We start from the raw sequence: 18245 nt of genomic DNA, 5'->3' as shown, positions 1-18245 counted from the left end.
CAGCGTCTGCGCTGCACGCATCGCGGCTGACGCTCGTCCATTTTCCTTGTCGCTCAGTTTCTTTGCTAGCAGAAATATCAACTGATCTGCCTGCGCATCGGCCTGCCTGGCCTTAAAACGCGTCGCCGGGGATGCGCACACGCCCTTCCATCAGCACGCGCGCGCTGCGGCTCATGATGGCCTTGGTGACGCTCCATTGGCCATCGACCTGCTGCGCTTGCGCGCCCACCGTCAGGGTGCCCGACGGGTGGCCGAAGCGTACCGAGTCGCGGGGTCCGCCGCCGGCCGCCAGGTTGACCAGGGTGCCGGGAATGGCCGCCGCCGTGCCGATGGCAACTGCCGCGGTGCCCATCATGGCGTGGTGCAGCTTGCCCATGGACAGAGCGCGCACGAGCAGGTCGATGTCGCCCGCCTCCACCTTTTTCCCGCTGGACGACACATAGCCGGCCGGTTTGGCGACAAAGGCCACCTTCGGCGTGTGCTGGCGCTTGGCCGCCTCATCCAGATGGGCGATGAGGCCCATGCGCAGCGCGCCATGCGCGCGGATGGTCTCGAAGCGGGCCAGCGCGGCCGGATCGCCATTGATGGCGTCCTGCAGTTCCGTGCCCGTATAGCCGATGGCGGCCGCGTCGACGAAAATCGTCGGGATGCCGGCGTTGATCATGGTGACTTTTAACATGCCGATGCCGGGCACGTCGAGGTCGTCGACCAGGTTACCGGTCGGGAACATGGCCGAACTGCCACCATCGCCCCCCTCTTCCTCCGCGGCCGGGTCGAGGAATTCCAGCTTCACTTCAGCGGCCGGGAAGGTCACGCCATCGAGCTCGAAGTCGCCCGTTTCCTGCACTTCGCCCTGCGTCATGGGCACGTGGGCGATGATGGTCTTGCCGATATTGGCTTGCCAGATGCGCACCGTGGCAATGCCGTCGGCAGGCACGCGGGCCGCGTCCACCAGGCCGCTGGCAATGGCGAACGAGCCGACGGCGGCCGACAGGTTGCCGCAATTGCCGCTCCAGTCGACGAAAGGCTTGTCGATCGAGACCTGGCCGAACAGGTAGTCGACGTCGTGCTCCGGCTTCGTACTTTTCGCCAGAATCACCGTCTTGCTGGTGCTCGACGTGGCGCCGCCCATGCCGTCGATCTGCTTGCCGTAGGGGTCTGGACTGCCGATCACGCGCAGCAGCAAGGCGTCGCGCGCCGCGCCCGGCACTTGCGCGCTGGCGGGCAAATCCTGCAGACGGAAGAACACGCCCTTGCTGGTGCCGCCACGCATGTAGGTGGCGGGGATGTTGATTTGAGGGATATGGGTCATTGTTTGTCCGAAAGTAGGTCGGATTAGCGTGGCATCGCCACGCGTAATCCGACACATTGTTGGCGGGTTTCTCACAAATATTGTCGGATTACGCTACGCTAATCCGACCTACCCGATTTATGCCGCTTTCGAAGATTCGAGGAAATCCTGCGCGAATCGCTGAAGAACGCCACCCGCCTCATAGATCGACACCTCTTCGGCCGTATCGAGGCGGCAGGTGACGGGCACTTCGACCGTCTCGCCGTTCTTGCGGTGGATGACGAGGGTCAAGGTGGAGCGCGGCGTGCGCTCGCCCACGACGTCGTAGGTTTCGCTGCCATCGAGGCCCAGGGTCTTGCGGTTCACGCCAGGCAGGAACTCCAGCGGCAGCACGCCCATGCCCACCAGGTTGGTGCGGTGGATGCGCTCGAAGCCTTCAGCCACGATGGCTTCCACGCCGGCCAGGCGCACGCCCTTGGCGGCCCAGTCGCGCGACGAGCCCTGGCCATAGTCGGCGCCGGCGATGATGATCAATGGCTGCTTGCGCTCCATGTACACCTCGATGGCTTCCCACATGCGCGAGATCTTGCCTTCCGGCTCGATACGCGTGAGCGAACCCGCCTTCACTTTGCCGTCCTCGATGACCATCTCGTTTTTCAGGGTCGGGTTGGCGAACGTGGCGCGCTGCGCCGTCAAATGGTCGCCCCGGTGCGTGGCGTAGGAATTGAAGTCTTCCTCGGGTAAACCCATCTTCGCCAGGTATTCGCCGGCCGCGCTGTCGAGCATGATGGCGTTCGACGGCGACAAGTGGTCGGTGGTGATGTTGTCGCCGAGGACGGCCAGCGGACGCATGCCTTTCAAGGGCCGCGCGCCGGCCAGCGCGCCTTCCCAGTACGGCGGACGGCGGATATACGTCGTCTGCGGACGCCAGTCGTACAGCGGGCTGACCTTGATGCCATCGTCCGCCTGCGCGGCGAACATGGGGATGTACACCTTGCGGTACTGTTCCGGCTTGACGCTGGCGGCGACGATGGCGTCGATTTCCTCGTCGGACGGCCAGATATCTTTCAGCAGAACCGGCTTGCCATCGGCGTCATGGCCCAGCACATCCTTCTCGATGTCGAAGCGGATGGTGCCGGCGATCGCGTAGGCCACCACCAGCGGCGGCGAGGCGAGGAAAGCCTGTTTCGCGTACGGATGGATGCGGCCGTCGAAGTTGCGGTTGCCCGACAAGACGGCCGTCGCATACAGGTCGCGCGACACCACTTCATCCTGGATCACCGGGTCGAGCGCACCCGACATGCCGTTGCACGAGGTACAGGCGAAAGCCACCACGCCGAAGCCCAGTTGTTCCAGTTCCGGCATCAGGCCCGCTTCCTGCAGGTACAGTTCCACGGTTTTCGAGCCGGGCGCCAGCGACGATTTCACCCAGGGTTTACGGGTCAATCCCAGGCGGTTTGCATTGCGCGCGATCAGGCCGGCGGCGATCATGTTGCGCGGGTTGTTCGTATTGGTGCAGCTGGTGATGGCCGCGATGATGACAGCGCCGTCCGGCATCTTGCCCGGCTCGTTTTCCACCACGCCGGAAATGCCGCGCGCGGCCAGTTCCGACGTCGGCACGCGGTTGTGCGGGTTCGATGGCCCGGCGATATTGCGCACCACGGACGACAGGTCAAACGTCAGCACGCGCTCGTACTGCGCGTCGACCAGGCTGTCGGCCCACAAGCCCGTCTCTTTTGCGTACAGCTCCACCAGTTTCACCAGTTCGTCGTCGCGGCCCGTCAGTTTCAGATACTTGATGGTTTGCGCATCGATGTAGAACATGGCCGCCGTGGCGCCGAATTCCGGCGCCATATTGGAAATTGTGGCGCGGTCGCCCAGGGTCAGGTGCGAAGCGCCCTCGCCAAAAAATTCCAGGTAGGACGAGACGACCTTTTGCTTGCGCAAAAATTCCGTCAACGCCAGCACCGTGTCGGTCGCCGTGATGCCAGGCTGCGGTTTACCCGTCAGCTTGACGCCGATGATGTCGGGCAAACGCATCCACGAGGCGCGGCCCAGCATCACGCTTTCCGCTTCCAGGCCGCCCACGCCGATGGCGATCACGCCCAGCGCGTCGACCATCGGCGTATGCGAATCCGTGCCCACCAGGGTATCGGGATAGGCCACGCCGTCCTGCACCTGGATCACGGGCGACATGCGCTCGAGGTTAATCTGGTGCAGAATGCCGTTACCGGGCGGGATCACATCGACGTTTTTAAAGGCCTTCTTGGTCCAGTCGATGAAGTCGAAACGGTCTTCGTTGCGGCGGTCTTCGATGGCGCGGTTCTTGGCGAAGGCGTCGGGGTCGAAACCGCCGCATTCGACGGCCAGCGAATGGTCGACCACCAGCTGCGTGGGCACCACCGGATTGACCAGGGCCGGATCGCCGCCCTGGGCCGCGATGGCGTCGCGCAGGCCGGCCAGGTCGACCAGGGCCGTCTGGCCCAGGATGTCATGGCAGACGACACGCGCGGGAAACCATGGGAAATCGAGGTCGCGGCGGCGTTCGATGAACTGGCCCAGCGAGGCGTTCAGGGTGGCCGGGTCGCAGCGGCGCACGAGGTTTTCGGCCAGTACGCGCGAGGTGTAGGGCAAGGTGGCGTAGGCGCCTGGCTGGATAGCATCGACGGCGGCGCGCGTGTCGAAGTAGTCCAGCCCTGTTCCCGGCAAGGGTTTGCGGTGCAAGGTATTCATAGCGATGCTCATTATTTGCGGTCCTTGATCGGCACGAATTCCAGGTCTTCAGGACCCACGTAGTTGGCGCTCGGGCGGATGATCTTGTTGTCGATGCGCTGTTCGATGATGTGGGCGGCCCAGCCCGAGGTGCGCGAAATGACGAACAGCGGCGTGAACATGGCCGTCGGCACGCCCATCATGTGGTAGGACACGGCCGAGAACCAGTCCAGGTTCGGGAACATGTTCTTGATTTCCCACATGACCGATTCCAGACGCTCGGCGATATCGAACATTTTCGTGGAACCGGCTTCCAGCGACAGCGAACGCGCCACTTCCTTGATGACCACGTTGCGCGGGTCGGAAATCGTGTAGACGGGATGGCCGAAGCCGATCACCACTTCCTTGTTGGCCACGCGCTCGCGGATGTCCGCTTCCGCTTCGTCAGGGTTGTCATAGCGTTTCTGGATGTCCAGCGCCACTTCGTTCGCGCCGCCGTGTTTCGGGCCGCGCAGCGCGCCGATGGCGCCGGTGATGGCCGAGTGGATGTCCGAACCCGTGCCGGCGATGACGCGGCTGGTGAAGGTCGAGGCGTTGAATTCGTGTTCCGCGTACAGGATCAAGGACGTGTGCATGGCTTTTTCCCACGACGCCGACGGTTTTTCGCCATGCAGCAGGTGCAGGAAGTGGCCGCCGATCGAGTCGTCGTCCGTTTCCACTTCGATGCGCTTGCCGTTATGGCTGTAGTGGTACCAGTACAGCAGCATGGAGCCGAACGAGGCCATCAGGCGGTCGGCGATGTCGCGCGCGCCCGGCGCATTATGGTCGTCCTTTTCCGGCAGCGCGCAGCCCAGCACGGAGACGCCCGTGCGCATCACGTCCATCGGGTGGGCAGCGGCCGGCAGCGCTTCCAGCGCCAGTTTCACGGCCGACGGCAAGCCGCGCAAGGACTTCAGCTTGGCCTTGTAGCCTTTCAGTTCGGCGGAAGTCGGCAGCTTGCCGTGCACCAGCAGGTAGGCGATTTCCTCGAATTCGCAGCTGTCGGCCACGTCCAGGATGTCGTAGCCGCGGTAGTGCAAATCGTTGCCGGTCTTGCCGACCGAGCACAGCGCCGTATTGCCGGCGGTGACGCCGGACAGGGCGACGGATTTTTTAGGCTTGAAAGTGGCGGCTTGCGGTGCGGTCATTGTGTTCTCCAGATTGAATAGTCTCGGGTGCGTCACTGCGGGACCGCATGGCGGTCCCTGCTTCTTTACTTATTTCTGCTTATTTCTGCTTATTTCTTTTGCGCGGCGAACAGCGCGTCGAGCTTTTGCTCGAAATCATGGTAATTGATCGATTCATACAGCTCCATGCGCGTCTGCATGGTGTCGACGACATTCTTTTGCGTGCCGTCGCGGCGCAGCGCCTGATACACGTTTTCCGCCGCCTTGTTCATGGCGCGGAAGGCGGACAGCGGGTACAGGGCCAGGCCCACGTGGGCGCTGCGCAGTTCGTCCAGCGTGAACAGCGGCGTGGCGCCGAATTCCGTGATGTTGGCCAGAATCGGCACGTTGACGGCCTTGGCGAACGTGGCGTACATGTCCAGGTCCGTGATGGCTTCCGGGAAGATCATGTCGGCGCCCGCCTCGACGCAGGCGACGGCGCGCTCGAGTGCCGCTTCCAGGCCATCGACGGCCAGCGCATCGGTGCGCGCCATGATGACGAAATTCGGGTCCGTGCGCGCGTCGACGGCCGCCTTGATGCGGTCGACCATCTCTTCCTTGCTGACGATTTCCTTGCCCGGACGGTGGCCGCAGCGCTTGGCGCCCACCTGGTCTTCGATGTGCAGGCCGGCCGCGCCGAACTTGATCATCGATTTCACCGTGCGCGCCACATTGAAGGCGGACGAACCGAAACCCGTGTCGGCATCGACCAGCAGCGGCAAATCGCACACGTCGGTGATGCGGCGGATATCGGTCAGCACGTCGTCCAGGCTGGAAATGCCCAGGTCGGGCAAGCCCAGCGAGCCGGCCGCGACGCCGCCGCCGGACAGGTAGATGGCCTTGTAGCCGGCGCGCTTGGCCAGCAAGGCGTGGTTGGCATTGATGGCGCCGACCACTTGCAACGGGGATTCTTCCTGGACGGCCTTGCGGAATGCGGCACCTGCGGAGTATTGAGTCATGTGTTCACCTTATGGGTTTCGGATGGTCCCGAATGTTTCACGGAGTGGCTATGCGCATTGGTATTGCAAATGCCGTGCCAGGGCTATCCCGCCAGGCAGAAAAGCCGCTGGCGCAGAGCGAAAACGCAGGGAAGATGGCCATCCGGCGTCGCATCGCAGCTGTCACGCCGCGCAACAGCGATGTCACGTTTGGCGTCAAAAACGTTTCATTATTGTTTTATGAAACGCATTTTGAAACATTGAATGAAACATGCAACAGACAGGAGGACAGCACGATGAAAAAGGCGCGCAATAAAAACAGCCGGCGGGCGCCGGCTGCGTTATACAACTGAGACAACTGAGACAACTGCGACTACAAGGGAAAACTAGGCCAGTCGTACCAGCGGATTGGCGATGATGTTGTCGATCTGGCGCACGGCTTCCTCGCAGGCGGCGGCAATGGCGCCCTCCTCGTCGTCGCGCACGAATTGCATGGTCGAGCCTTCAAACACCTCCAGGCCTTCCGCCGTGGCGCGTTCGATGTCGCAGCTGGCCGACCATTTACCATCGGTGGTGGGCACGGCCAGGGGAACGATTTCCCAGCCTTTATAGTGAATTTTAGAACTGCTATTCATGGGGTGCCTCCTTTGACTGACTCAATAGGGGAAATCGTAGCATGAAGCGGGACCGCTAGCGACGTGTTTCACGCGCCGGCGCGCGGTCAGGCCGACTTTCTGGCTAAACGATTTACGCTGGCTCAAGGACGCAGCAGATTATCCACTTCCGTCCTGGCCACTTCCAGGCCCGCCGTGCAGGCGGTCTCGGGCGCCGCGTAGCCACCCAGGGTGCGGCCGCGCGTGATAGCCTGCGCTTCCGGCTCACCCTCGCGCTGCAGGCGGTAGCTAAAGTCCCATAAATCGTCGTTGTCCTTTTGCGGGGTCACGGAAATCGTAAAACCGCGGTACTGTTCGCTGCGTGCAGTGATATCGTTCATACATTCCTCCTTGGAAGAATGAGGTTACCATGCTGCAAGCGTCAGGGTGCGCACGACTGTGACGGGCGCATGCATGCCCGCATATCTGTTTTTCGCATGTCAAATGTCAATTTGCAGCATTTTTTTAGCGAACTCTGGCGATATAATGCCATTCCCTTGCCCGTCCCTTGCCGCCGCGATGACTCCACAAATCCAAGCTTTCTTCGACCCCGCCACCGCCACCGTCACCTACGTTGTCTACGAGGCCGATGGCCGCGACTGCGCCATCATCGATTCCGTGCTCGACTACGATCCCAAGGCGGGCCGCACCTCGACCGCGTCGGCCGACAAGGTCATCGCCTTCGTGCGCGAGCACGGCTTGCAATGCCGCTGGCTGCTGGAAACCCACGCGCACGCCGATCACCTTTCCGCCGCGCCCTACCTGCAGCAGCAGCTGGGCGGCGACGTGGCCATCGGCGCCGCCATCCAGACGGTGCAGCAGGCGTTCGCCGCCGTCTATCACCAGGACGGCGCCAGGGCCGATGGCTCCCAGTTCGACCAGCTGTTCGCGCGCGATCAGGTCTTTTATATTGGCAAACTGGAAGTGCGCGCGCTGCACGTGCCCGGCCACACGCCGGCCGACCTTGCCTACCAGATCGGCGACGCCGTCTTCGTGGGTGACACCCTGTTCATGCCGGACGTGGGCTCGGCCCGCTGCGATTTCCCCGGCGGCTCGGCGTCCCTGTTGTACCGCTCCGCACAGCGATTATTGTCGCTGCCGCCCCAAACCCGGCTGTTCATGTGCCACGACTATCCGCCCAACGGCCGCGCGCCGCGCTGGGAAGTGACGGTGGCCGAACAGCGCGCCAGCAATATCCACTTGCGCGACGGCATCACGGAAGAGCAATTCGTGGCCATGCGCACCCGCCGCGACGCCACTCTCGACATGCCGACCCTGATCCTGCCCGCCATCCAGGTCAACATCAATGCGGGCAAGCTGCCCGAGCCGGAAGACAACGGCGTGCGCTACCTGAAAATTCCGCTGAACGCGATTTGATGGCTGGCAGCCGCTAGGCTTCCTGGCGGCGCCGGCGCCATAGCTGCCGCTGGCCGACGTGCATTCGTTCCAGCTCGCCCGAGGCCAGCAGATACGCGAGCGCGGCCGCGACGATCTCCAGCGAAAAGCTGCCTTGTAGCCACCATTGCGCCACGCCTTCCGGCGTATCGGCGCCTTGCGGATACTTCTGCAAATAGCGGCGGATCGCGTTGACCGCCGTCTCGAGGTCGGAAGATGGCTCTGTCATCAGTTTCCTTGGCGTGGATGGTGTCGGCAGGCGGACGCGCCAACCTTACTCGCCCTGCTCCGGCGCCCGTCCAATCTCGCCATCGATATTGGCCAGGAACCACGCCAGCGACGACATCAGCGCCACGTTGCGCTTGAGGTTTTCCGGGTCGACCTTGTCCAGCGTGTCGGCCGGCGTATGGTGGTAGTGGAAATAGCTGTGGCTGTCGACGAGCGGCTCGAAACTGGGCACGCCGCCCGTTTCCAGGCGGTGCAAGTCGCCCGTGCCCAGCGCATCGCGGCGCGTAAAGGCGTGCGCGCCCATCGGTTGCAGCGCCGCGCGCAGCGGGGCAAACAGTTTTTCCGCCTTCGGCCCCACACTGGCGAGGATGCCGAACGGGCGGCCGGCGCCGCTGTCCATCTCGATGGCAGCATATTGTTTGCCGAGCGCCTGCTTGTGCGCCTCGAAATACGCCTGGCCGCCTCGCCCGCCGTTTTCCTCGTTCATCCAGGCGATCACGCGGATGGTGCGGCGCGGGCGGTAGTCGAGCTTTTTCAGGGTTTCCACCACGCCCATGGCCGCCACCACGCCGGCGCCGTCGTCGTGCGCGCCCGTCGCCAGGTCCCACGAATCGAGGTGGCCCGAGACCACCACCACTTCGCCGGCCTTGTCCGTGCCGGGCCAGTCGGCGATGACGTTGTAGCTGTCCGCTTCCGGCAGGTTTTGCGGCGTCAGGGTCAGGTGCATTTTCAGGGGGCCGCGCGCGGCCAGGCGGCCGATCAGCAAGGCGTCTTCCACCGTGACGGCGGCGGCGGGAATACGTTTATTCTCATCCAGGCCCGTGGCGCCCGCGTGCGGGATGCGGAAGTTCGCGCCGCCGATCGAGCGCACCAGCGCGGCGGCCGCGCCCAGCTCCGCCGCAGCCTTCGGCCCATTGAAACGGAAGCGCGAACCCTGGCCGTAGGTGACGCCGGCCAGGCCCCGCTCGGCCATCTCCTGGTCGAACGGCGTGTCGATCAGCACGATGGCGCCTTTCACTTCCGCCGCGCGCGCCTTGAGTTCTTCCAGGCTTTTGACGATGATCACGGGCGCCGTCAGGCCGGCGGCCGGAGTGGCGCCGGAGCCGCCCAGGGCGGTCAGCACCACGCGCTGCGACACGCCCTGCGGACGGCCCGCGTAGTCGACGATTTCCGCCGCTTCCACGCCGCGCACCCAGTGCGGCACTTTCACGGGCTGCAAGGTGACGGTGGCGCCCAGCTGGCGCATGGCGTCGGCCACCTGCTGCACGGCGGCCGCCGCGCCGGCGGAACCGGACAGGCGCGGGCCGATCAAATCCGTCATGTCGGCCAGGCGCGCGTAAGCCCAGTCGCTTTGCAGCGCCGTATCGCGCACCTGCGCCAGCGCTTGCGGCGTATTGCCCGGTGCGGCGGCAAAGGCGCCTGCGCTGGCGATGCAGCCAAGGGCGATGGATAAAACGGAACGGCGCAGCGGCGCGCCAGTCGGGATGGTATGCATGTGATGTCGGTTCCAGTCTACGGGGTCGAAACGGGTGCGCCGTGGCCATGGGCAAGGCGCGGCTGTCTACGATAGCGTATTTATTCTGTCATTGCAGCAACTTTTACAGGAGCGATTGCCTGTTTCCCCCAGAGTCGATTACCATCAGGATCACGATCGCTACCGGATACCGCCATGCTCAAGGGAACCCTCTGTACCGTCCGGCATTTGCAGGCCGCCGACCTGAATACCTATATGTCCCTCGTCAACGACCTGCCCTCGCGCGGCGAGTTTTTCTCCATGCAATTCAAGTCGCCCGAGGCCATGCGGCGCGACTTCCTGCAATCGGGCTTTGTCACCGAGGACAGCGAATTGTTTCTCATCGAAGACCATTCGCAGCACATCATCGGCACGATCACGCACTTCAAGAGCCGCACGCCAGCCTCGCGCGAGATCGGCTACCGCCTGTTCGACCGCCAGCGGGACGGGCGCGGCTACATCAGCGAAGCGACGCGCCTGGTGGTCGACTACCTGTTCAACGCCTATCCGTATCACCGGCTGGAGCTGCTGATGGACCCGCTGAACATCGGCTCCGAACGCATCGCGCAAAAGAACGGTTTTACCCAGGAAGGCTTGATGCGCCAGGCCTTCTTCATCAACGGCGTGATGCGCGATGTCAAAATGTACAGCCTGCTTCGGCCCGAATGGCAGGCGCGCCGGCGCTGACTTGTTACCGCCGGGGCAGGATTGTAATAAGTTGTATTAGACGTGGAACAAGCTCGCGACAGCAGATATAGTCCAGTCCATGCAGATCATTGTGGTCTCGCCGGAATGGAAGGAAATGCCATGTTGAACAAGAAACTCCTGGGTGCGGTAATGGTAGCGGCAGTGGCGGTGTCTTCGGCCGCAGTCGCCGGTGACCGCGACTTCAATACCGTTGCAGGCGCCGTTGTCGGAGCGGCCATTGGCAACAGCACCGGCGGACGCAATGGCGCGATCGTCGGTGGCGTGCTGGGCGCGGCCGTCGGCAACAGCATCAGCACGAATGACCGCTATTACGACCGTGGCGGCTATCGCGGCGGCTACCGCGAAACCTATTACGCGCCTGCGCCGCAGCCGGTGTACTACGCCCCGGCGCCGCAGCCCGTGTACTACGCGCCGCCACCGCGCTACTACGGCCCGCCGGCTGTCGTCTACGTGCAGCCGGGCCGCGGCTACTATCGCGACTATGACCGCCGCGACTACTATGACCGTGGCCACGGTCACGGCCATGGCTGGGGTCATCGCCGTTAAGCACCGTACGTCATCTGCACCATGAAAAACCTGCGCCAGCTTGCTGCCGCAGGTTTTTTTGCAAAACAGGCAAGGTATCGCGCCCGCACGATTTCGGCTAAGCTGTGTCCTACGATCAACATTGCTGGCCGCCTGGACCGCACCAACCGATGCATTTAATCAAAGACGCGCTCGACTTCGGCCCCTGGCTCGATGCCGCCGCCGGCACCAGCGTGGGCGCCGGCCCCCTGCCCCGGCGCGAAAACCAGGACAACTTCCTGCTGATCGATGCCAGCGGCCACGCCGTCTGCCTGTCGCGGCAAGCGCCGTTCCACTGCCAGGTGCCGGGCTGGCCGCGCGGCCACGTGCGCGCTGCCGTACTCGACGGCATGGGCGGCCACGGCCATGGGCGCGAAGCGGCGGAAGCGGCCGTGCAAGGCTTGCTGACCATACCCGCCTGCCTCGACACGGCCAGCCTGGCAGCCGAACTCGACGAGTTGCACACGCGCTTGCAGGATACCTTCGCCCGAACCGCGCCCGCCCAGGCGCGTCCGCCCGGCACCACCCTGACCTTGCTGGAAGTGCCGCCCGGCGAAGCCCCGCTGCTGTATCACGTGGGCGATTCGCGCCTGTATGAAATTGCCGACGGGGTTGCCAGCATCCTCACCGTCGACCACGTGCCGGCCACCGTGTACGCCATGCGCGGCGCGCTCGACGAGACGCGCTGGCGCGCCGCCGTGCACGGCGAACACCATCCGCAAATCTCGCAGGCCTTCATTTTAGGCAACGCCATCAGCGACAGCTTGCAGCTCGACAAACCGCTGCGCGGCCTTGATGCGGCCACCTTGCCGCCCTTCCTGGCACACCTGGGCGACCGCCGCGTGCTGCGCGTACGTCCCGGCGCCCACTATCTGCTGGCCAGCGACGGTTTCTGGGCCTGCGAGGATCCGCTGGCCCTCACGGCCCGCTGGCCCGCCTTGTGCGCCGGCAAAACCGCGGCGCAGGCCGTGAGCGCCCTGTTCGACGACTTTCTCTTGCATCCGCCAAAAGGCTTGCATAGCGACAACATTACCTTGCTGGCGCTGCGCTTCGAGGCGGCATTCACCGTCCCAGGCGGCTAGCGGCCAGGTAGCCGGCCGTGGCCGACACGGCCGACAGCACGGTGCCCCACGCCATGTCGATCGCCGTCAAGGCCAGCGGCCAGCCGCGCAAGGTCGCATAGTTGCTCAAATCATAGGTGCCGTAGGCAAGCAGCCCCAGCAGAGCGCCCAGCGCGGCCGCCGTGCGTCCGCGGCGCGCCCGCAGGCCGGGCAGGACGGCAAACACCACCAGCCCCGCCACGTACAGCAGGTAAAACAACACGGCCGGCGCCCAGCGGGGCGTGTCCGCCAATAGCGGTCCCAGCGCCGCGGCATACACGGGTTTCATCAGCACCGCCAGCCACAGGGCGTCGATGGCGAGGAATGCACACAAGGCGGCGCCATAGGCAATGGCAAGCTGGAGCGGGCGTTGGGCGGGCATGGTCATCTTTCAGCGTCAGGCAACGAGTTGGGGAATGGTTGCGCCAGCATAATGCAAAACGCCGCCACGCTCCCGGCGGTCTGTATAAAAATGAACCATGCCCGTGGCGCGCGGTCTGACGAAAGGACCTCGCCAACGCCACCAGGAGCATGCCATGAGCAATACCACCCCGTCACCGCAGGCCGGCGCCGCCGGCGCGCCCGACTACGCCACCATCAAGCAGCGCCAGCAAGCAGGCTGGGCCAGCGGCGACTTCGCCGTCATCGGCGTGACCCTGCAGCCGGTCGGCGAGTCGCTGGCCGAGGCCGCCGATATCCGCGCCCACGAAGACGTCATCGACATCGCCGCCGGCAACGGCAACGCCACCTTGGCGGCGGCGCGCCGCTTTGCCCGTGTCGTGTCCACCGATTATGTGCCGGCGCTGCTGGACAAGGGGCGCGCGCGCGCCGAGGCGGAAGGGCTGGCCGTGACCTTCCGCGTGGCCGACGCCGAAGCCCTGCCCTTCGCCGATGCCAGTTTCGACGCGGCTCTGTCGACCTTCGGCGTCATGTTCACGCCCGACCACCGGCGCGCGGCCAGCGAAATGCTGCGCGTGCTGCGTCCCGGCGGACGCATCGGCATGGCCAACTGGACCCCGGACGGCGTTATCGGCCAGCTTTTCAAGACTATCGGCCAATATGTACCGCCTCCGGCAGGCGTGGTGTCGCCGGCCCGCTGGGGCGAGGAAGCGTATGTGCGCGACCTGTTCGGCCAGGCGGCCGAGCAGGTGCACAGCCAGCGCAAGGTCTTCAATTTCCGCTACGCCTCCGCTCACCACTGGGTGCAGGTCTTCCGCGATTATTACGGCCCCGTCCACAAGGCCTTTGCCGCGCTCGACGCGGCCGGCGCCGAGGCGCTGGAACAGGAACTGCTTGCCCTGCTCGAACGCCTGAATACGGCGGGCGTCCACTCGCTGGTGGTGCCAGGCGAGTATCTGGAAGTCATCGTCGACAAACGGCGCAGCTGAACGCCGCTGGACTATCGATATCAAAATAACATATCCGGAAAGACATAAAATGTGTTTTTGAGCAATAGTTTCCATGACATGCATGGCAAGCTGTGACCAAGCGGATGAATTTAGGCAAAAAGGGCGCATTCAGACGCCGCGAAAGTTGCCAAGCAGGCGCAAAAGCGCGTAAGCTCTCATGTATAACAGAGGGCGCAATGTCCCCGCTCGATTCGAGTCAGAATGTCATGAAAAAATGCAGCAACCCGGAGCACCCGCACTGTACGTTCTGGGTCTTGCCTGGGGAAACAGTCTGCGCGGGCAACCACCCGCAAGCGACGACTACCCCCAGCAGCTACGACCTGTTGACCGCACTGCGCAGCGCCCGTTCCGAGCCATCGGCAACGGCGCTTCCGCACGCCCGTGCGCATGATGTCGCGATGCGCGATGCGGTGATACGCGATGCGGCTCAAGCGGTGACCAGCCCCGCGCCAGCCTCGCCCCCCGCCAGCCTGCCAACATTTACCCCAGTGCCCGCCGCACAGCCGGCCACTGCGCCAGCTTACCAGCCGATACATGCCCACCTGCACATCAGCGGCTTCGATCCCCGTGCGGCAGGCGGACGGCAAACGCTGAAAATGGAATTGCGCGGCATGAGCGCCAGCTGCGCGCCGCAGCTGACCTTGCGACTGCGCTCGGACCTGATCCCGCGCGGCGCCGTCCAGCATGATTTCGTGCGCACCACGCGTGGCGACTGGCGCCCCGTGTTTGTCGAGTTTTCCTCGCGTAACAAGGAACATGGGCAATACCAGATCGAAGTGGAAGTGCACAGCCATGTCGATGGCGCCGTGGCGCAGAAATGGGTGTGCACGTTTGTCATCCTCGTGCCGCGCCGCGACGCCACCCTGACGGAAATCCACCAGATCTTCCTCAGCACGCACAAGAACGTGCGCGTGATGGCCGACGACGCCTCGATTGCCCGCGTGACGGGCGGCGACGGTTGCAACCTCGACGTCACGGCGCGCAATGCCGGCATCGCCCACGTCGATTTGTCGGCCCCGCAAGGCAAGATCGACATGGGCTTTGCCACGATTGCCTGGGACGAGGAGTTGATCGAAGTCGACCTGCCCGCCGCCAGCCACTGCCATCCGCACCCGAGCCAGGCTGCCTGCCTCGTCAATGCGGCGCCGGAAGCGGGCGAACAGCGCCAGGTCCGCCTGTTCGCGCTGGAAGAATGCATGCTGGGACGCTTCGAGCTGGTGGACCCCGAAGCCGATGTGCTGCTCAGCCATTTCAGCCCCGACGGCCAGGACAATAATGGCTTGACGCGCCGCCTGTCGGGCCGCCACGCCATCATCCGGCGCAGCCAGCAAGGCTTTGAAATCGAGGACGTGTCGCGCTACGGCCTGCTGCTCGACGGCGTCTGGCCCGGCAAGCACAAACCCGTCGCCCTGCGCCTGGGCATGCGCATCGAATTGTCCGCCAGCATCAAGGGCATCGTCGTGCTCAGCGTCACGGCCATCCTCGCGCACGGCGTGATCCTGCACCGCATCGACCACGGCGCCCGCGCCGAGTGTTTTTACCTGCTGCTGCCCGACACCCAGCCCACGCCGGCAAGCCACCTTGCCACGCCGCAGGCCAGCGGCCTTCCCGTGCTATTCCACCGCCACGGCGGTTTCTGGCACCTGGACACGGCCAGCGGCAAGGAAACCGCGCTGGCCCCGGCCACCGCGCTCGACAAGCTCAGCGGCTTCGCGCGGCACAACCGCTTCGCCAGCGAACCGTATCCGGAATGCTGGATCATCCGCACCGAAGGCGCGGTGCTATGCGATAGCGGCGCGCTGACCGCCTGACGCCGCCACCTGCCCCCTGGCCGGCCCGCGCCGGAAAAATAATCAGTGCAACGCGGCTACGGCTTTTTCGGACGCTAGCGGGGCACCAGGATGAGAAAAATCATCGACAAGCCCAGAATAAACACCGCTTCGAGCGTAAACACGATGGCGGGAATCTGCAATTCGCGCGGAATTTTCATGGCGACACCTCTTCGAAACATGCGACTGCTTTCAGCATAGCGCGCCGCGCGCCAATTACATTATCAGCTGCATAACATACTTGGCCGGCCGGCATGACTTGCCGCGTTCGCCCGGGCGAGTCTCCCCGACACAGAATTTAACAATTTAATAGCAGATATTCTGCAAAAAGCCTCCCTTCACGCCCTTGAATACTGTATATTCATCCAGTTAATATCCCCCTGTATTTCACACAGCGTCCGCGCGGCGTTTTACATTTTCTATGGCTTCCAACAAAGCGCATCACGCGACCGGTTGGGCTGCCGGCGTGATCGCCGCGGCCCTCGTCGCGCACGCTGGCGCCGGCGGCCCCTATCAAGTGCTGAGCATGCTCGCCTTTGTCATGGGGGCGCTGGGCGGCACGGCGCCGGACTGGCTGGAAGTGGCCTGGTGGGCGCGCACGCACAAGCTGTGGATCACGCACCGCACGTGGACGCACTGGGGCCTGGCCTGGATCGCCCTGCTCATCTACACGTATCTGCAATTGCCGCACCACCTGTGGGCGCCTCCCTTGTTCGGCTTTGCCGCCGGCGGCATCATGCATCTGCTGGCCGACTGGCCCAATCCGCTGGGGGTGCCGTGGATTTTCCGCCGCCACTCGCTGCGCTGGTGGAAAAGCGGCCGCCACGACATCATCGTCATCAGCGCCGCCTGGCTGGCCGCCACCATCGTGGCCGACCATGTGTTTTTCGACGGCATCCACTGGCAGCGCAGCGTGCTGGCGTTCGAGGGCCTGCTGCGCTGGTGCGCCACTGCCCTGCAGCAAGCCTGGGCGGATCTGCAACAGTGGCAGGAGCGCTGGCGCCTCGGTGGCGGACAGTAATTGACGCCACCCGCATGGCAATGTGATAATGAGTATCATTCTCAAACAGCCCAGCCAGCCGGCACCCCGCGTTCCGTCAGCCCAGCCCATCCCTTGCCTGGAGAACGCAGTGAGCACCGTCAGTCCCACCCATGCCAGCCACCTGAGTACCTTGTACAGCGAACACCATGGCTGGTTGTATGGCTGGCTGCGCGGCAAGCTGGGCAACCGCGCCGAGGCGGCCGACCTGGCGCAGGATACGTTCTTGCGCCTGCTGGGCAAACGCGACACGACACCCTTGCGCGAACCGCGCGGCTACCTGGCCACCATCGCGCGCGGCTTGCTGATCGACCGCTACCGGCGCCAGGCGCTGGAGCACGCCTACCTGGAAGCGCTGGCGCAGCAAGCCGAGCCGATATCGGTCTGCGCCGAAACGCACGCCATCATCATCGAAACCCTGCTCGCCATCGACCACCTGCTCGACCGCCTGGGCGCGCGCACGCGGGCCATCTTCCTGCTGGCGCAGATCGAGGAGCTCAGCTATGTGGACATCAGCCGGCGCCTGGGCGTGTCCTTGCCGACCGTGAAAAAGCACCTGGTGCGCGCCTACACGGAATGCCTGCTGCTGGCGGCCGGCTGATGTTTGCCCCGTCCACGCCGCATTCGGCCCCAATCCCCCGCAAGGTGCTGGCCGCCGCCGCCCACTGGCATGTGGAACTCCAGTGCGGCAGCGCCGACCCGGCCGCCCTGCAGGCATGGCGCGACGCCAGCGCCGAGCATGAACGGGCCTGGGTCCTGCTGCGGCGCATGGACGGCCAGCTGGCCACGATACCGCAGGCGCTGGCCCTGCCCGCCCTGCAGGCGGCGCAGCAGCGCCGGCGCACGGCCGCGAAAGTGCTGGCCATGCTGGTGGCGGCCGGCGGCGGCATCGTGCTGGGCCAGGCGGGCTTGCAGTCCGCACCCTGGCAAGCGTGGACGGCCTCCTTGCGCACGGCGCCGGGCCAGCGCCGCCAGGTGACCCTGGCCGATGGCGGGCGCCTGGAGATGAATACGGATAGCGCCGCCGACATCGATTACAGCGCCGCGCGCCGCCGCATCCGCCTGCACCATGGCGAAGTCATGATCACGACGGCGCCCGATGCGCGCCCCTTCCTGGTCGAGACGCCGCACGGCGTGATCCGCGCGCTGGGCACGCGCTTCGGCGTGCGCTGCGACGACGGCGGCAGCACCGTCAGCGTCTACGAACACGCGGTGGAAGTGCGCTGCGCGGCACGCGCCGATGCCGTGCGGCGCCTGGAAGCGGGCCAGCAGCTCAGTTTTACCGCAAGCGCCGGCGATGCCGTGCAAGCCGTGCCGGCGCACCAGGACAGCTGGCTGCGCGGCATGCTGGTGGCCGCCGACTGGCCGCTGCAACAGCTGGTGCGGGAACTGGCGCGCTACCGGCGCGGGCGCCTGGCATGCGACGCCGGCGTGGCGCAACGCCCCGTCACGGGCACTTACCGGCTCGACGATATCGACGCCGTGCTGGAAAGCCTGTGCGCCTCGCACGGGCTGCAAGTGACCTACTTCACGCGCTACTGGGCCACCGTGTCGGCCCGGTCAACGTAATTATTTTCAGTTTTTTTGCGCCAGGGGTTGGTGTTTCGGAGCGCTGCTTCGGCTTGACAGGTAAGAAGCCGATTCATCCACCATTGACCATA

19 protein-coding genes are annotated in these 18245 nt (G+C 64.6%); 10 read left to right on the top strand and 9 right to left on the bottom strand.

Annotation, left to right across the window (positions count from 1 at the left end; all coding sequences use genetic code 11):
• Positions 1-112: 112 nt before the first annotated feature.
• The 4 genes from prpF to prpB form a co-directional block, all read right to left on the bottom strand.
• Positions 113-1312, bottom strand: coding sequence for a 2-methylaconitate cis-trans isomerase PrpF (gene prpF / locus CBW66_RS07330; protein ID WP_086136628.1), 1200 nt, complete (start codon positions 1310-1312; stop codon positions 113-115).
• 117 nt (positions 1313-1429) lie between these two features.
• Positions 1430-4024: a Fe/S-dependent 2-methylisocitrate dehydratase AcnD gene (gene acnD, locus CBW66_RS07325; protein WP_086136699.1), complete on the bottom strand. Its 2595-nt coding sequence runs from the start codon at positions 4022-4024 to the stop codon at positions 1430-1432.
• 11 nt (positions 4025-4035) lie between these two features.
• The gene (prpC, locus tag CBW66_RS07320) at positions 4036-5190 is read right to left on the bottom strand and encodes a 2-methylcitrate synthase (protein WP_086136627.1); all 1155 of its coding nucleotides are present in this window, start codon (positions 5188-5190) and stop codon (positions 4036-4038) included.
• Between the two features lie 89 nt (positions 5191-5279).
• Positions 5280-6167, bottom strand: coding sequence for a methylisocitrate lyase (gene prpB, locus CBW66_RS07315; RefSeq protein WP_086136626.1), 888 nt, complete (start codon positions 6165-6167; stop codon positions 5280-5282).
• Positions 6168-6217: 50 nt separating this feature from the next.
• On the opposite strand from prpB, the gene CBW66_RS07310 reads away from it, so the two are divergent.
• Positions 6218-6499, top strand: coding sequence for a hypothetical protein (locus CBW66_RS07310; RefSeq protein ID WP_086136625.1), 282 nt, complete (start codon positions 6218-6220; stop codon positions 6497-6499).
• Between the two features lie 33 nt (positions 6500-6532).
• On the opposite strand, the gene CBW66_RS07305 is transcribed toward CBW66_RS07310, so the two are convergent.
• Together CBW66_RS07305 and CBW66_RS07300 are read right to left on the bottom strand one after the other, a co-directional pair.
• Entirely contained in the window at positions 6533-6781 is a 249-nt protein-coding gene (locus CBW66_RS07305) for a hypothetical protein (protein ID WP_034751890.1), read from the bottom strand.
• Between the two features lie 122 nt (positions 6782-6903).
• Complete coding sequence (locus tag CBW66_RS07300) at positions 6904-7140, bottom strand: hypothetical protein (RefSeq protein WP_086136624.1); 237 nt, start codon at positions 7138-7140, stop codon at positions 6904-6906.
• 178 nt (positions 7141-7318) lie between these two features.
• Here CBW66_RS07300 and CBW66_RS07295 point away from each other — a divergent pair, with 178 nt between their 5' ends.
• A complete protein-coding gene (locus CBW66_RS07295; RefSeq protein ID WP_086136623.1) occupies positions 7319-8176 on the top strand; it encodes an MBL fold metallo-hydrolase in 858 nt (285 codons plus the stop codon).
• 13 nt (positions 8177-8189) lie between these two features.
• Here CBW66_RS07295 and CBW66_RS07290 read toward each other — a convergent pair whose 3' ends face one another.
• A complete protein-coding gene (locus CBW66_RS07290) occupies positions 8190-8423 on the bottom strand; it encodes a hypothetical protein (RefSeq protein ID WP_086136622.1) in 234 nt (77 codons plus the stop codon).
• Positions 8424-8468: 45 nt separating this feature from the next.
• On the bottom strand, positions 8469-9917 hold the full coding sequence (locus CBW66_RS07285; protein WP_086136621.1) for a M20/M25/M40 family metallo-hydrolase: 1449 nt from the start codon (positions 9915-9917) through the stop codon (positions 8469-8471).
• 174 nt (positions 9918-10091) lie between these two features.
• Here CBW66_RS07285 and CBW66_RS07280 point away from each other — a divergent pair, with 174 nt between their 5' ends.
• The 3 genes from CBW66_RS07280 (at position 10092) to CBW66_RS07270 (ending at position 12289) form a co-directional block, all read left to right on the top strand.
• Complete coding sequence (locus CBW66_RS07280) at positions 10092-10622, top strand: GNAT family N-acetyltransferase (protein WP_086136620.1); 531 nt, start codon at positions 10092-10094, stop codon at positions 10620-10622.
• A 120-nt stretch (positions 10623-10742) separates the two neighbouring features.
• Complete coding sequence (locus CBW66_RS07275; RefSeq protein ID WP_086136619.1) at positions 10743-11189, top strand: glycine zipper domain-containing protein; 447 nt, start codon at positions 10743-10745, stop codon at positions 11187-11189.
• A gap of 149 nt (positions 11190-11338) precedes the next feature.
• Complete coding sequence (locus CBW66_RS07270) at positions 11339-12289, top strand: PP2C family serine/threonine-protein phosphatase (RefSeq protein ID WP_086136618.1); 951 nt, start codon at positions 11339-11341, stop codon at positions 12287-12289.
• On the opposite strand, the gene CBW66_RS07265 is transcribed toward CBW66_RS07270, so the two are convergent.
• Positions 12270-12689 (bottom strand): DUF2177 family protein, encoded by a 420-nt coding sequence (locus CBW66_RS07265; RefSeq protein WP_086136698.1) that lies wholly within the window; start codon positions 12687-12689, stop codon positions 12270-12272. The genes CBW66_RS07270 and CBW66_RS07265 overlap by 20 nt on opposite strands.
• A 154-nt stretch (positions 12690-12843) precedes the next feature.
• Between CBW66_RS07265 and CBW66_RS07260 the strand changes: the two genes are divergently transcribed.
• From CBW66_RS07260 to CBW66_RS07240, 5 genes are all read left to right on the top strand, one after another.
• On the top strand, positions 12844-13695 hold the full coding sequence (locus tag CBW66_RS07260; RefSeq protein WP_086136617.1) for a class I SAM-dependent methyltransferase: 852 nt from the start codon (positions 12844-12846) through the stop codon (positions 13693-13695).
• Positions 13696-13922: 227 nt separating this feature from the next.
• On the top strand, positions 13923-15527 hold the full coding sequence (locus tag CBW66_RS07255; RefSeq protein ID WP_230492217.1) for an FHA domain-containing protein: 1605 nt from the start codon (positions 13923-13925) through the stop codon (positions 15525-15527).
• Positions 15528-15966: 439 nt separating this feature from the next.
• Positions 15967-16566 carry a metal-dependent hydrolase gene (locus CBW66_RS07250; protein WP_086136616.1) on the top strand — a complete coding sequence of 200 codons (600 nt, stop codon included), beginning with the start codon at positions 15967-15969 and terminating at the stop codon, positions 16564-16566.
• 109 nt (positions 16567-16675) lie between these two features.
• Positions 16676-17185 (top strand): sigma-70 family RNA polymerase sigma factor, encoded by a 510-nt coding sequence (locus tag CBW66_RS07245; protein WP_230492218.1) that lies wholly within the window; start codon positions 16676-16678, stop codon positions 17183-17185.
• Positions 17185-18153 (top strand): FecR domain-containing protein, encoded by a 969-nt coding sequence (locus tag CBW66_RS07240; protein ID WP_172402206.1) that lies wholly within the window; start codon positions 17185-17187, stop codon positions 18151-18153. The genes CBW66_RS07245 and CBW66_RS07240 overlap by 1 nt, the downstream gene beginning before the upstream one ends.
• The last annotated feature ends 92 nt before the right edge of the window (positions 18154-18245 follow it).

Origin of the sequence: Janthinobacterium sp. GW456P (assembly GCF_002127655.1) — a bacterium.
Taxonomy (GTDB): Bacteria; Pseudomonadota; Gammaproteobacteria; order Burkholderiales; family Burkholderiaceae_D; genus Janthinobacterium.
This window is presented reverse-complemented; position numbering and strand designations above follow the sequence as displayed.

Excerpts from the sequence above, each read along its gene's own strand:
- prpF (WP_086136628.1), bottom strand. The coding sequence starts at position 1,312 with ATGACCCATATCCCTCAAATCAACATCCCCGCCACCTACATGCGTGGC.
- acnD (WP_086136699.1), bottom strand. The coding sequence starts at position 4,024 with ATGAATACCTTGCACCGCAAACCCTTGCCGGGAACAGGGCTGGACTAC.
- prpC (WP_086136627.1), bottom strand. The coding sequence starts at position 5,190 with ATGACCGCACCGCAAGCCGCCACTTTCAAGCCTAAAAAATCCGTCGCC.
- prpB (WP_086136626.1), bottom strand. The coding sequence starts at position 6,167 with ATGACTCAATACTCCGCAGGTGCCGCATTCCGCAAGGCCGTCCAGGAA.
- CBW66_RS07310 (WP_086136625.1), top strand. The coding sequence starts at position 6,218 with ATGCGCATTGGTATTGCAAATGCCGTGCCAGGGCTATCCCGCCAGGCA.
- CBW66_RS07305 (WP_034751890.1), bottom strand. The coding sequence starts at position 6,781 with ATGAATAGCAGTTCTAAAATTCACTATAAAGGCTGGGAAATCGTTCCC.
- CBW66_RS07300 (WP_086136624.1), bottom strand. The coding sequence starts at position 7,140 with ATGAACGATATCACTGCACGCAGCGAACAGTACCGCGGTTTTACGATT.
- CBW66_RS07295 (WP_086136623.1), top strand. The coding sequence starts at position 7,319 with ATGACTCCACAAATCCAAGCTTTCTTCGACCCCGCCACCGCCACCGTC.
- CBW66_RS07290 (WP_086136622.1), bottom strand. The coding sequence starts at position 8,423 with ATGACAGAGCCATCTTCCGACCTCGAGACGGCGGTCAACGCGATCCGC.
- CBW66_RS07285 (WP_086136621.1), bottom strand. The coding sequence starts at position 9,917 with ATGCATACCATCCCGACTGGCGCGCCGCTGCGCCGTTCCGTTTTATCC.
- CBW66_RS07280 (WP_086136620.1), top strand. The coding sequence starts at position 10,092 with ATGCTCAAGGGAACCCTCTGTACCGTCCGGCATTTGCAGGCCGCCGAC.
- CBW66_RS07275 (WP_086136619.1), top strand. The coding sequence starts at position 10,743 with ATGTTGAACAAGAAACTCCTGGGTGCGGTAATGGTAGCGGCAGTGGCG.
- CBW66_RS07270 (WP_086136618.1), top strand. The coding sequence starts at position 11,339 with ATGCATTTAATCAAAGACGCGCTCGACTTCGGCCCCTGGCTCGATGCC.
- CBW66_RS07265 (WP_086136698.1), bottom strand. The coding sequence starts at position 12,689 with ATGCCCGCCCAACGCCCGCTCCAGCTTGCCATTGCCTATGGCGCCGCC.
- CBW66_RS07260 (WP_086136617.1), top strand. The coding sequence starts at position 12,844 with ATGAGCAATACCACCCCGTCACCGCAGGCCGGCGCCGCCGGCGCGCCC.
- CBW66_RS07255 (WP_230492217.1), top strand. The coding sequence starts at position 13,923 with ATGAAAAAATGCAGCAACCCGGAGCACCCGCACTGTACGTTCTGGGTC.
- CBW66_RS07250 (WP_086136616.1), top strand. The coding sequence starts at position 15,967 with ATGGCTTCCAACAAAGCGCATCACGCGACCGGTTGGGCTGCCGGCGTG.
- CBW66_RS07240 (WP_172402206.1), top strand. The coding sequence starts at position 17,185 with ATGTTTGCCCCGTCCACGCCGCATTCGGCCCCAATCCCCCGCAAGGTG.